Annotated in this window: 13 protein-coding genes and 2 tRNA genes; 8 read left to right on the forward strand and 7 right to left on the reverse strand. The window is 69.5% G+C overall.

Features of this window, described 5'->3' with window-relative positions:
• Positions 1-130: 130 nt before the first annotated feature.
• From icmH to tssJ, 3 genes are all read right to left on the reverse strand, one after another.
• Positions 131-883: a type IVB secretion system protein IcmH/DotU gene (gene icmH, locus QZ749_RS06920; RefSeq protein WP_296944924.1), complete on the reverse strand. Its 753-nt coding sequence runs from the start codon at positions 881-883 to the stop codon at positions 131-133.
• A complete protein-coding gene (gene tssK, locus QZ749_RS06925; RefSeq protein WP_296944927.1) occupies positions 880-2,232 on the reverse strand; it encodes a type VI secretion system baseplate subunit TssK in 1,353 nt (450 codons plus the stop codon). The genes icmH and tssK overlap by 4 nt, the downstream gene beginning before the upstream one ends.
• Positions 2,233-2,318: 86 nt before the next feature.
• Positions 2,319-2,915 carry a type VI secretion system lipoprotein TssJ gene (gene tssJ, locus QZ749_RS06930; RefSeq protein ID WP_296944929.1) on the reverse strand — a complete coding sequence of 199 codons (597 nt, stop codon included), beginning with the start codon at positions 2,913-2,915 and terminating at the stop codon, positions 2,319-2,321.
• 185 nt (positions 2,916-3,100) lie between these two features.
• Between tssJ and QZ749_RS06935 the strand changes: the two genes are divergently transcribed.
• The 7 genes from QZ749_RS06935 to tssA all read left to right on the forward strand — a co-directional run bounded on the left by QZ749_RS06935 (position 3,101) and on the right by tssA (position 10,550).
• Positions 3,101-3,682: a M48 family metallopeptidase gene (locus QZ749_RS06935; protein ID WP_296944932.1), complete on the forward strand. Its 582-nt coding sequence runs from the start codon at positions 3,101-3,103 to the stop codon at positions 3,680-3,682.
• 33 nt (positions 3,683-3,715) lie between these two features.
• Positions 3,716-4,228: a type VI secretion system contractile sheath small subunit gene (gene tssB / locus QZ749_RS06940; protein WP_296944934.1), complete on the forward strand. Its 513-nt coding sequence runs from the start codon at positions 3,716-3,718 to the stop codon at positions 4,226-4,228.
• Complete coding sequence (gene tssC, locus QZ749_RS06945; RefSeq protein WP_296944937.1) at positions 4,225-5,727, forward strand: type VI secretion system contractile sheath large subunit; 1,503 nt, start codon at positions 4,225-4,227, stop codon at positions 5,725-5,727. The genes tssB and tssC overlap by 4 nt, the downstream gene beginning before the upstream one ends.
• A 30-nt stretch (positions 5,728-5,757) precedes the next feature.
• Complete coding sequence (locus tag QZ749_RS06950) at positions 5,758-6,249, forward strand: type VI secretion system tube protein Hcp (protein WP_296944941.1); 492 nt, start codon at positions 5,758-5,760, stop codon at positions 6,247-6,249.
• A gap of 87 nt (positions 6,250-6,336) precedes the next feature.
• Positions 6,337-6,810 carry a type VI secretion system baseplate subunit TssE gene (gene tssE / locus QZ749_RS06955; RefSeq protein WP_296944943.1) on the forward strand — a complete coding sequence of 158 codons (474 nt, stop codon included), beginning with the start codon at positions 6,337-6,339 and terminating at the stop codon, positions 6,808-6,810.
• Between the two features lie 64 nt (positions 6,811-6,874).
• A complete protein-coding gene (gene tssH, locus QZ749_RS06960) occupies positions 6,875-9,544 on the forward strand; it encodes a type VI secretion system ATPase TssH (RefSeq protein ID WP_296944945.1) in 2,670 nt (889 codons plus the stop codon).
• Between the two features lie 10 nt (positions 9,545-9,554).
• On the forward strand, positions 9,555-10,550 hold the full coding sequence (gene tssA, locus QZ749_RS06965) for a type VI secretion system protein TssA (RefSeq protein ID WP_296944947.1): 996 nt from the start codon (positions 9,555-9,557) through the stop codon (positions 10,548-10,550).
• A gap of 102 nt (positions 10,551-10,652) precedes the next feature.
• On the opposite strand, the gene QZ749_RS06970 is transcribed toward tssA, so the two are convergent.
• A complete protein-coding gene (locus tag QZ749_RS06970; protein ID WP_296944948.1) occupies positions 10,653-11,213 on the reverse strand; it encodes a phasin family protein in 561 nt (186 codons plus the stop codon).
• Between the two features lie 86 nt (positions 11,214-11,299).
• Positions 11,300-11,500 (reverse strand): hypothetical protein, encoded by a 201-nt coding sequence (locus tag QZ749_RS06975; protein WP_296944950.1) that lies wholly within the window; start codon positions 11,498-11,500, stop codon positions 11,300-11,302.
• A 111-nt stretch (positions 11,501-11,611) separates the two neighbouring features.
• Here QZ749_RS06975 and cueR point away from each other — a divergent pair, with 111 nt between their 5' ends.
• Positions 11,612-12,025 (forward strand): Cu(I)-responsive transcriptional regulator, encoded by a 414-nt coding sequence (cueR, locus tag QZ749_RS06980; protein WP_296944953.1) that lies wholly within the window; start codon positions 11,612-11,614, stop codon positions 12,023-12,025.
• Between the two features lie 117 nt (positions 12,026-12,142).
• Here the strand turns inward: cueR and QZ749_RS06985 are convergent.
• Both QZ749_RS06985 and QZ749_RS06990 read right to left on the reverse strand, forming a co-directional pair.
• A tRNA-Leu gene (locus QZ749_RS06985) sits at positions 12,143-12,227 on the reverse strand.
• Positions 12,228-12,267: 40 nt separating this feature from the next.
• A tRNA-Leu gene (locus QZ749_RS06990) sits at positions 12,268-12,352 on the reverse strand.
• Positions 12,353-12,379 lie beyond the last annotated feature (27 nt).

The following is a 12,379-nucleotide window of genomic DNA, read 5'->3' on the forward strand; positions in this document are numbered from 1 at the left end:
GGGCGGCTTTTTTTCATCGAGAAAATAGCTTCAGAGCACATCCCTTCCGGAAATCGTGCCCTGACCCTGACGCAGAGACATTGCCAAAAACCGGGCTCTGACCCCGGCTCTGACCCCGGTTTGAGGGGGATCAGGGGAGGGTGATGGTCACGTTGGCGGAGCGGGGCGGGAGTTTGACGAGGTCGTTGTAGGCGGCCAGGGTGGTCGTCGTTTCGTGGGCCAGTGCGGTGCGCAGGCCCAGCCAGGCGCCCAGGCCGGCGAGGGCGAACACGGCGCTCAGCACCCACAGCGACACGTCGCCGCCCAGCTTGTGGGCGATCTGGTCGGGGCGCTCGGCGTGCGGGGCGAAGCCGCGGGTCTTGCCGCGCATGCGGGCGATCTCGTCGCCCAGGCGCGCCGTCAGGTAGTTCAGCTTGTCCTTGCCGTCCAGCGCGAAGCGGCCCTCGAAGCCGAGCAGCAGGCACATGTGGTAGACCTCGAGCGCCTGCAGGTGCACGCTGCCCTTGGCGCGCAGGTCTTCCAGGCGCTGGAAGAAGTGTTCGCCGGCGAGCTGGTCGCCGAACAGGCGCAGTTGCAGGGGCCGGGTTTCCCAGGCGTCGCGGATGTCGTAGCCGGAGCGCAGGATGATCTCGTCGACGGCCGCGCAGAACGCGTACTTCGCGGCCGTCACGTCCTCGGCCGGGATGCCGTGGGCCTTGGCGTTGCGGTCGACGTCGCCGAGGAAGGCCGTCATGTGCTCGGCGAACGCGGTCTTGTCCTGCGGCCCGCAGCCGCTCTTGAGCAGGAACAGCGCATAGAAGCCGTCGACCATGATGTCGACGAGGGCGGGCGGGGCGGGCGGGGTGGCCGCGGCCTGGGCGCGGCGGTCGACGTGGGGTGTCATGCTGCGATCGCTATCAGTTCGAGTTTGAGGTCGCGGATCCCGTTCGGCACGTAGATCGAGATCGCCTGGGCTTTCAACATGCAGTCGTACAGGACGCCGCGGTTCTCCAGCACGAAATACACCATGTCCGGCCGTACCGGCAGCGCCGCCGGCACCTGCGGCGCATGCGCCAGGCGCACGCCGGGCATGGCGGACAGCACCAGCTTGTCGACGTCCTCGGGCGCCCCGATCTTGAAGCGCAGCGGCACCACCTCGACCAGCTGCAGCGCCGGCAGGTCGGCCGCCACCCCCAGGTACAGGGTCGTGTGCGCGTCGATCTTGCCCGAGTCGAGCGCGCCGAGGTGGTAGGACGGGCGCTCGTGCGCCAGCGCGATCGCGAAGTACTTCGACGAGATCACGGTGTCGAGCAGCTCGCGCAGGATCGCGTCCAGGCGCGCGAACGCCGGGCCCGGGTCGTGGTGCGCGTAGGCCGGCAGGTCTTCCAGCCGGATGCCGCGCGAGAACGTCATCAGGCCGCCGGCCAGCGCCAGCAGGTCCTGGAACAGCCGCTCCGGATGCAGGTCCCGGTGGGCCAGGTAGTGGCCCAGCGCGGCGTGGCCGGCGCTGACCGTGTGCAGCAGCCAGAACGAGGCGACGTCGCCGCCGCGCAGCGCGATCACGTTGCGGCCCGGCTCGCGGTAGTGGCCGTACAGCGCATGCACCTTGGCCAGCAGCTTTTCCATCAGGCGCACGAGGCGCGCATGCAGGCCGGGCGCGCCGTCGATCGACAGGCTGGGCGGCGTGAACGCCTGGTCGATCTCGAAGCCGCCGGTCGCCACGCGGTGCAGCCGCACCAGCGGGACGCTGTCGTAGGCGTCGAGCGGTTCCAGGTCCGGCACCAGGCGCACGGTCTTGGTGAGGTAGGCGACCGGCGCCGGCGCGGATTCGCCGAACAGGTCGTCGGTGTCGTGCTCGCGCTGGCCGTAGCGCACCAGCTGCGCCGGCGCCGCGTCGCCGCGCGCCGCGCAGTTCTCGCCATGCAGCTTGAGCGCGGGCAGGGCGGCGTGGAAGGTGAGCGACTGCATGTCCGGCGGCAGGTCGCCCAGCCGCACCTGCTGCGGCAGCGGGTCCGGGCCGGGCGCGCGCACGATCTCGCCGTCGGGGAAGATCAGCGCCAGCTCGACCACGCGCAGGACGTCGGCCCTGAGCGCGTCGGCATCGATCTCGAGCCGCCGCACGCCCCAGCAATATGGATGCAGCGCGCTGGCCGTCTCCCCCAGGCGCGCCTCGTGGTAGCGGTCCTGCTGCTGGAAATGCTGGGGGCGCAGGAACAGGCCTTCGCCCCACAAGACTTTCGCGGGTATGTTCACGGGACTCTCCGGTTGGCCGCCACGCGACCGCAGTGCGCGGTAACGGTCGGCGACAGCGCTCTAGCTTGCTGGAAACTTTTGGGTAGTCATTGACACCGCACAAGCGACAGCGGCTTGACCGGACTGGCCGCCGCCGCGCCCGCGCCGACGCTCAGCGCACAGGCATGCAGGCCGATCGTGACGCCGGCCCGCGCCGCGTCCTCGGCCGCGAACGCCAGGCGCCAGCCCTGGGGCGCCGGCGCATGGAACAGGGCGACGACGCCGATCCAGGCAGCCTCGCGCCCCAGCTTTTCCTGCAGGTCGAGGCGCTGGCCCGGCACCAGCATCACATCGCGCGCTTCCACCAGGTCGGCGCCCAGCGCCTCGCGCTCGGCCTGCGGCGCCAGGAAGGCGGCATAGGGCGCCTGCTCGAAGGCGGCGCGCTGGCGCAGCTTGAACACGCGCACCAGCAGCGCCAGCGGCTGGCCGCGCGCGTCCAGGTTCAGGCGCGGCGCCGCGTGCAGGTGCAGGACGACCTCGCGCGGCGGCTGCAGCGCGTCCGGCAGTGCGGCCGGGGGCGCCGGCTTGCGCAGGCCCACCGCCTCGAGGGTCGCGCCGGCCAGCGTGCCCGGACCGTCGCCGGCGCAGGCGGCGAGCGACAGGCAGGCGCTCGCCAGGAGGAGGGAACGCTTGATCGGGTTCATGGTTTCCTTGCCGAAAATAAAGAGCCATCGCAGATTTAACGGCAAGCAGCACGTTGCTTCCTGCGTCCGCGCAACGCCGCTTTCGATCGCGCGCAATTTCCCGCCAAACCTGTGTTGACCCCACGCAATTCTTTGGGAAAACGGACCGCCAATAATGGCGTCTGATTTCAACCCGGGAGAGCCAGATGACATTCCAACGCTTGATGCCGCTTGCCACGATCGCCTGCAGCGCGCTGCTGGCCGCCTGCGCCAGCACGGGCCCGGCGCCGGTCGCCGCCGCCAGACCCGCGCCGACGGTGGGCGCCGCCATGGCGGAGGCCGACGCCGCCGTGATGGCCGGCCAGAACGACAAGGCCTATACGATCCTGCAGAAGGCCGGGGCCAGCTTCCCGACCGAAAAGACGCCGTGGGTGCGCATGGCGCAGATGCGCTTCGACGGCGCCAACTATGGCGAGGCCATCGTGAATGCGCTGGAAGCGCTGGAACGCGATCCGGACGACACGCTGGCCAACAGCATCGTCGCGGTCAGCGGCTTGCGCGTGACCAGCAGGGCGCTGTCCGAACTGAGCCAGAAGAACAACCTGACCGGCAACGTGCGCAGCGAGGCCCAGGAACTGGCCAAGCTGCTGCGCGCGAACCTGAACGAGACCGAACTCGTGACCCGGCCGGCGGCCCCCGCGCGCACCCGGGACGGGGGCGCGAAGCGAGCCATCGCCGCGCCGTCCGGGGCGCGCGCCTCGAACGACCCGTTCGGCGCGCTCAAGTGACGCGCCGCCCGCCAACCCCGACCTGGAGCCGCCATGGCCAAGAATGAAAGCGTGCAGAAACGCCTGCAGAAAGTGCGCGCCCCGCGCGTGCAGATGACCTACGACGTCGAGATCGGCGACGCCATCGAGAACAAGGAACTGCCCTTCGTGGTGGGCGTGCTGGGCGACTTCGGCAGCGACCCCGACGCCGCCAGGAAGCGCCTGAAGGACCGCAAGTTCGTCAGCGTCGACGCCGACAACTTCGACGAGGTGCTGGACGGCGTGGCGCCGGTCGCCAGCTTTCGCGTGCAGAACCACCTGTCCGAGGAAGGCGGCGAGTTCGGGGTGCGCCTGCAGTTCCACGCCATGTCCGATTTCCGCCCCGAGGCCGTGGTGCAGCAGGTGGGGCCGCTGCAGGGCTTGCTGGAGGCGCGCAGCAAGCTGGCCGACCTGCGCAACAAGCTGGCCGGCAACGACAAGCTGGAAGACATCCTCAACGACGTGCTGACCAATACCGAGAAGCTGGACAGCCTGCGCAGGCCGGTCGCCGGCAAGGAGGAGCAATGAACGCCGCCGACGCGCCGGTCGCCGCTCCGGCCCCGGGCCAGGCCCACGCCGTCGAACTCGATACCGGCCTGCTCGACCAGATCGTCGAGCAGAGCCGCGTCGCCAAGTCGAGCAGCGAGCATGCGCGCGCCCGCGACATCATCTCGGAACTGGTCAGCCAGGTGATGGAAGGGACGATGGTCGTCTCGGCCAACCTGTCGGCGACGATCGACGCGCGCCTGGCGGAACTGGACCGCATGATCTCGACGCAGCTCTCGGCGATCATGCATGCGCCCGAGTTCCAGAAACTCGAACGCAGCTGGACCGGCCTGCACTACCTGGTCAAGAACAGCGCCACCAGCGCCAACCTGCAGATCCGCATGCTCAACGCGAGCAAGCGCGAGCTGGTCAAGGACTTCCAGTCGGGGCTGGAATTCGACCAGAGCACGCTGTTCAAGAAGGTCTACGAGGAAGAATTCGGCAGCTTCGGCGGCGCCCCCTACGGCACCCTGATCGGCGACTTCGAGGTGTCGCGCCAGCCCGAGGACGTCTACTTCCTCGAGCAGATGTCGCACGTGGCCGCGGCCGCGCACGCGCCCTTCATCACGTCCAGCGCGCCGGAACTGTTCGGGGTCGAGAGCTTCGGCGACCTGGGCCGGCCGCGCGACCTGGCCAAGGTGTTCGACACCGTCGAATACGCCAAGTGGAAGGCGTTCCGCGAATCGGAGGACGCGCGCTACGTCGGCCTGACGCTGCCGCGCTTCCTGGGCCGCCTGCCGTACAACCCGGTCGACGGCACCGCCACCGAGGGCTTCAACTTCGTCGAGGACGTCGACGGCACCGACCACCACAAATACCTGTGGTGCAACGCCGCCTATGCGTTCGCGACGCGGCTGACCAAGGCCTTCGAGGACTACGGCTGGTGCGCGGCGATCCGCGGCGTCGAGGGCGGCGGCCTGGTCGAGAACCTGCCCACGCACACGTTCAAGACCGACGAAGGCGAGGTCGCGCTGAAGTGCCCGACCGAGCTGGCGATCACCGACCGCCGCGAGAAGGAGCTGTCGGACCTGGGCTTCATCTCGCTGGTCCACTGCAAGAACACGTCGTACGCGGCGTTCTTCGGCGCGCAGTCGGCGCAGAAGGCGCGCAAGTACGCCAACGACGCCGCCAACGCCAATGCGCTGCTGTCCTCGCAGTTGCAGTACATCTTCGCGGTGTCGCGCATCGCCCACTACATGAAGGCCATGATGCGCGACAAGATCGGCAGCTTCGCCGCCGCCTCCAACGTCGAGGACTACCTGAACCGCTGGCTGACGCAGTACGTCCTGCTGGACGACAACGCCAGCCAGGAACAGAAGGCGCAGTTCCCGCTGCGCGAAGCCAGCGTGCAGGTGGCCGAGGTGCCGGGCCGCCCGGGCGTGTACCGTGCGGTGTCGTTCCTGCGTCCGCATTTCCAGCTCGACGAGCTGTCCGTTTCGCTCCGATTGGTCGCGGAGCTGCCGCAGTCGACCAAGTCCTGAACCTTTCATTCACCCACACTGGAGTAGAACATGGCAATAGACGTGTACCTGCAAATCGACGGCATCAAGGGCGAATCTGCCGACGACAAGCACAAGGACTGGATCGAGTGCAAGTCCGTGAACTGGGGCGTGCTGCAGCCGAAGTCGGCCACCGCGTCGACCGGCGGCGGCCACACGGCCGAGCGCTGCGAGCATTCCGAGATCGCCTTCACCAAGCTGGCCGACCTGTCCTCGCCGGTGCTGCTGCAGACCTGCTCGTCGGGCAAGACGATCCCCAAGGCCAAGCTCGAATTCATGCGCGCCGACGGCCAGGGCGAACGCGTCAAGTACTTCGAGATCGAGCTCGAGAACGTGCTGATCGGCTCGATCAAGCCGGCGGTCGAGGAGGGCAACTTCCTGACCGAGGACGTGGGCCTGAAGTTCTCCAAGGTCAAGTGGAAGTACACCCAGCAGAAGATCGGCGGCGGGGCCGGCGGCAACACCTCCGGCGGCTGGGACCTGGCCACCAACAAGACCGCCTGACGCGCCGCGTTCCGGATCGTTCCCCTGCGCCCTGCGATGGCGCGTTCGCCGCGGCCTCGCGCCGCGGTCTTTTTTGCGGAGCCGCGCGTGACCCCCTACCTGCCCGGCCTGTTCGAGCGACTGATGGGCGAGCGCGCGGGCGAGCCGGCCGGCCGCCAAAGCCTCGAACAGCTCAAGGACAGCATCGTGCGCGACCTCGAGGCGCTGCTGAACACCCGCTCCGGCCTGGCGCAGGACAGCCTGGATGCCTGGCCGCAGGCGCGCGCCTCGGTGCTCGACTACGGCCTGGCCGACTTCGCCGCGTTCAGCCTGTCCGGCAGCGAGGACCGCGCCGCCATCTGCGCCGGCATCAAGGAGGCGATCGAACGCCACGAGCCGCGCCTGGCCGGCGTCAGCGCCGTCCTCGAACCGGAGCCGGGCGCCGTCAACCGCCTGCGCTTCGTGATCCACGCGACGCTGCGCAGCGGCGACGGCGCCGAGCCGGTCGATTTCGACGCGGTGCTGCAGCCGTCGTCGCTGCACTACAAGGTCGACAGGACCGGGCGCCCGGCGCGCTCCTGATCCCCGGCGCCGCAGCCAGCCCAACCCGGCCCAACCCGGCCACCCCAGCCAAAGGACAACCACGATGGACGTCAACCTGAAGACCCTGATCGGCAAGCTGAACGACACCACGCGCGCCGCCGCCACGCGCGCCGCCGGCATCTGCGTGGGGTTCGGCCAGTACGAGGTCGACCTCGAGCACCTGTTCCTGGCGCTGCTGGAACAGCCCGGCAGCGACGTCGTGGTGGCCGCGCGCCAGGCCGGCATCGCCCTGGGCGCGCTGGAGACCGACCTGCGCCGCGAAGTCGAGCGCCTGCCCGGCGGCAGCACGCGCACGCCGGTGTTCTCGCGCCACCTGCCGGTGCTGTTCGAGCATGCCTGGCTGATCGCCTCGCTGGGCGTGCCGGCCGACGGGCAGCCGAACCGCATCCGCAGCGGCCACCTGCTGCTGGCGCTGCTCACCGAGCCCGGCCTGGCGCAGCTGGCGCAGCGCGCCTCGCGCCATTTTGCTGCATTTCCGCTCGACCGCCTCAAGCACGATTTCGACCAGCTGACGCGCGACTCGGTGGAAGCGCCGTGCGTGCCGGCGGCGCCCGTGCCGGACGACGGCGGCGACCCGGTCGGCGCGCTGCAGGCGTGCGCGCCCGGACGCACGCCGGCGCTGGACCAGTACACGACCTGCCTGACGCAGCGCGCGCGCGACGGCAAGCTGGACCCGGTGATCGGTCGCGACGCCGAGATCCGCCAGGCCATCGACATCCTGATGCGGCGGCGCCAGGACAATCCCATCCTCACCGGCGAGGCCGGCGTCGGCAAGACCGCCGTCGTCGAGGGCCTGGCGCTGCGCATCGCCGAGGGCGACGTGCCGGACGTGCTGGCGGGCGTCGAGATCCACACGCTGGACATGGGTTTGCTGCAGGCCGGCGCCAGCGTCAAGGGCGAATTCGAGAACCGCCTGAAGAACGTCATCGAGGAAGTGAAGAAGAGCCCGCACCCGATCGTGCTGTTCATCGACGAGGCGCACACGATGATCGGCGCCGGCGGCGCGGCCGGCCAGAACGACGCGGCCAACCTGCTCAAGCCGGCGCTGGCGCGCGGCGAACTGCGCACCATCGCCGCGACCACCTGGAGCGAGTACAAGAAATACTTCGAGAAGGATGCGGCGCTGGCGCGGCGCTTCCAGGTGATCAAGGTCGAGGAGCCCGATGAGGACACGGCCTGCGCCATGCTGCGCGCGATGGCGCCGCTGATGGAACGGCATTTCGGCGTGCGCATCTGGGACGAGGCGATCGTCGAGGCCGTGCGCCTGTCGCACCGCTACATCAGCGGACGGCAACTGCCGGACAAGGCGATCGGCGTGCTCGATACCGCCTGCGCCAAGGTCGCGCTGGGCCAGAAGGCCACGCCGGCGCTGCTGGAGGACTGCACGCGCCGGCTCGAGCGCCTGGACGCGCGCATCGGCGCGCTGGTGCGCGAGCGCCATGCCGGCGGCGACCACGACCGGGCCCTAGGCACGCTGCGCGCCGAACGCGATGCCGCGGCCGGCCTGCAGGACGACCTGCGCCGCCGCTGGGACGCCGAGCAGGTCCTGTGCGCCGCCATCCAGGCCACGCGCGCGCGCCTGGAAGCCGGCGGCCAGGCCGGTGCCGGGGAGGGCGCGGACGCCGCCCTGCTGCAGGCCCAGCGCGCCGAGCTGCACGCGCTGCAGGGCGAGGCGCCGCTGGTGCCGGTGCAGGTCGACGGCCACACGGTGGCCGGCGTCGTCGCCGCCTGGACCGGCATCCCGCTGGGCCGCATGGTCAAGGACGAGCTGCGCACCGTGATGAACCTGCAGGGCCTGCTGGACGAGCGCATCCTGGGCCAGCGCCACGCCAGCGGCATCGTCGCCCAGCGCGTGCGCACGGCGCGCGCCAGCCTGGAAGACCCGAACAAGCCCAAGGGCGTGTTCCTGTTCGTCGGCACCTCCGGCGTGGGCAAGACCGAGATGGCGCTGGCGCTGGCCGACCTGCTGTACGGCGGCGAGCGCAAGCTCGTCACCATCAACATGAGCGAGTACCAGGAAGCGCACAGCGTGTCCGGCCTGAAGGGCTCGCCCCCGGGCTACGTCGGCTATGGCGAGGGCGGCGTGCTGACCGAGGCGGTGCGCCGCAACCCGTACAGCGTGGTGCTGCTGGACGAGGTGGAAAAGGCCCACCCGGACGTGCTCGAACTGTTCTTCCAGGTGTTCGACAAGGGCGTGCTGGACGATGCCGAGGGCCGCACGATCGACTTTCGCAACACGCTGATCATCCTGACCTCGAACGCGGCCTCGAGCCAGATCATGGGCGCGTGCCTGAACAAGCCGGCGGCCGAGCGCCCGACGCCGGAACAGCTGGCCGAACTGGTGCGCCCGGCGCTGGCCCGCCACTTCAAGCCGGCCTTTTTGGGGCGCCTGGCCGTGGTGCCGTTCTACCCGATCGACGACGCAGTGCTGGCCGACATCATCCGCCTCAAGCTGGAACGCATCCGCTTGCGCGTGCTGGACAACCACCAGGCCGTGTTCGCGTACGACGACGCGCTGGTGGCGGCCGTGCTGGCGCGCTGCACCGAGGTCGACGCGGGCGCGCGCAACGTCGACACCATCCTGAACGGCACGCTGCTGCCCGAGATCGCCGACGCCGTGCTGGCGCAGATGGCGGCCGGCGGTGCGATCGGCCGGGTCAAGGTGGGCGCGACCCGCGCCGGCAAGATCAAGTACGCCGTCGAACCGGCGTGAGGAGGACGCGATGCTGAACCTGGAAACCTTGCTGGCGCCGATCGACGCCGGCCGTCCCTGCGGCGAGGACCTGGCGTTCTCGAGCGAGATCGATGCCATCGCGCGCGCGCGCCAGGCCGACGATCCGTCGCTGGAGCAGGGCGCCTGGGTCACGGAACTGAAGGAGGCGGACTGGAAGTTCGTCGCCAGGCAGTGCGCCCAGCTGATCGAAAAGCGCAGCAAGGACCTGCAGCTGGCCGTCTGGCTGGCCGAGGCGGGCGCGAAGACGGGCGGGCTGCGCGGCCTGGGCGACAGCCTGATGCTGGTCGCCATGCTGTGCGAGCGCTGGTGGGAATCGCTGTACCCGTTGCCCGAGGACGGCGGCTGCGAGCAGCGCATCGGCAACCTGGCCTGGGTGGCGGCGCGCATCGGCCCGTGGCTGCGCGCGATCCCGCTGACCGAAGGGAACGAGGCGTATGCGCTGGCCGACATCGAGGCGGCGCGCGCGCAGGGCGGCGACGCGCTGGCGCGGCTGGAGACGGCGCGCCGGCGCGGTTCGGCCGGCTTCTACGTCGGCCTGATGCGCGACTGCGAATACTGCGTGGAGGCGATCGCGCGGCTGGAGCGCAGCGTCGACGCCCGCCTGGGCGCCGAGGCGCCCGGCTTCGGCGCGGCGCGCGCGACGATGGAAGACCTGCACCTGTTCCTCAAGCCGCTGGCGGCGCCGCCGGCGGGCGCGCCGGCCGTGGCGGCTGCGGCACCGGCCGCCATGCCGGCGCCCGCCGCCGGCGCCGGCATGGCGGCGGGACCGCTGCAGACGCGCGTCCAGGCCCTGGCCCAGCTACGCGCGGTGGCCGAGTTCTTCCGCCGCACCGAGCCGCACAGCCCGGTGGCCTACCTGGCCGACAAGGCCGCGCACTGGGGTGAACAGCCGCTGCACGTGTGGCTGCGCGGCCTGGTCAAGGACGAAGCCGCGGTGGCGCACATCGAAGAGATGCTGGGCGTCGGCGAAAAACCGCCGGCGTAGAAGCGGTCGCCCCGGCGCCGGCCGGAGCGACATGTTGCCGGCCCGACGGCGGCACGGGCAAACCCGACCCCGGCCCGCGCCGGGGCGACGCGAGACGGGTTCTTATTGCGCCGACGATGCCGCCGCCTGCCCCGCCTTGGCCAGCTGCTCGGTGGCCCTGGTCACCTGTTCCTCGACGCGCTTCATCGCGTCGCGCGTCGATTGCGTCACCTGCTCGTAGCCGCGGAACGCGTTCTCGATGGCGGCCTTGATGATCTCGACGGCGTTTTCCTGGCCCGGCTTGACGTTCTGGGTGACGTCGTAGATCAGCGCCGACAGCGTGTTCTTCGCTTCCACCAGGTGGGTGTCGGCGGCTTGCTGGAATTCCTTCTGGATGTCGGAGACGATCTGGCGCAGTTGCTCGCCGTAGGCCGTCGCTTCCGAGACGCCCGGCTGCATGCGGGCCTGCAGCGCGTCGATGGCCGCCTTCGGGTCCGGCGCCTGGCTCAGCTGGCGGCTCGCGGCCAGCGTGTTCTCCATCGACTGCTTGGCGGTCGCCATGTTCAGCGCCACGACCTGCTCGACGCCCTGCACGGCCTTGCTGGCCAGTGCATTGAAGGTCTGCACCTGCAGGTCGAACAGCGTCTTGGTGGCGGATGCGAATTGCTCGGGATTGGTGAACATCGGTGTCTCCTCGTTGGTGCTGCGTGTGGAAATGCGCGGTCCGGTACTGCTCCTTCGTGTTCTTTGCTGAACTTCAATATTGTCGATTATTTAGCAGGAATCCGGAATTCGCAACGGGCGTCACGATAGGGACCGTCGAATTTCTCCCAGCCGTGGCCGAGTGGAACCTGCGAACAGGCGAGCTTGCCGTCCGCCTTGCTGCGCCACTGGTACCAGGGCGCCGGCGCCGCCTGCGCCAGCAGCGTGGCGCCGAGGAGGAGGGATACGATCGGGAATGTGCGCTTCATGGTCCGCCGAGCTTAACCGCTTGGCGCCGCAAGTCAAGCGCGGCCGTCGGATGCGGCTTGACCTTGCCATCGTGGGAAGGTGTATGCTGGCCGGGATGATCGGAGAAAACGATGATGGACACGCAATGGAATATCGGCGAGGCCGCGAAGGCGTCCGGCGTGACGGCCAAGATGATCCGCCACTACGAAGCGATCGGCCTGCTGCCGCCGGCGCGGCGCACGGACGCCGGCTACCGCCTGTACGGCGGGCAGGACGTGCGCGTGCTGCAATTCATCCACCGCAGCCGCCTGCTCGGGTTTTCGCTGGACCAGGTGCGCGACCTGCTGGCGCTGTGGCAGGACAAGGACCGCGCCAGCGCCGACGTGCGGCGCCTGGCGCGCGCCCATATCGACGAACTGGACCGCAAGATCGCCGAACTGGAATCGATGAAGCGCACGCTGGGCGCGCTGGCCGATTCCTGCCATGGCGACCAGCGCTCGGATTGCCCGATCCTGGACGACCTGGCGGCGCAACACTGCTGCTGAAGGGGAGGGCGCACGGCAGGACGCAGAGCGCAAAAACGCAAAACGCCGCAATCCTCTTGCAAAGATTGCGGCGTTTTGCGCCGGAGATTCCGGATGGCCTGTCAGGCCGGTAGCATTTGGTGCCCACGGAGGGACTCGAACCCCCACACCTCGCGGCACATGGACCTGAACCATGCGCGTCTACCAATTCCGCCACGTGGGCATGTCAAAACAACAAATACTGCGAAAAACCGGGTAGCATTTGGTGCCCACGGAGGGACTCGAACCCCCACACCTCGCGGCACATGGACCTGAACCATGCGCGTCTACCAATTCCGCCACGTGGGCATATCAATACGACCTTACTACAAACAA

It is taken from the genome of uncultured Massilia sp. (assembly GCF_913773735.1).
In the GTDB taxonomy this organism is placed as follows: Bacteria; Pseudomonadota; Gammaproteobacteria; order Burkholderiales; family Burkholderiaceae_D; genus Telluria.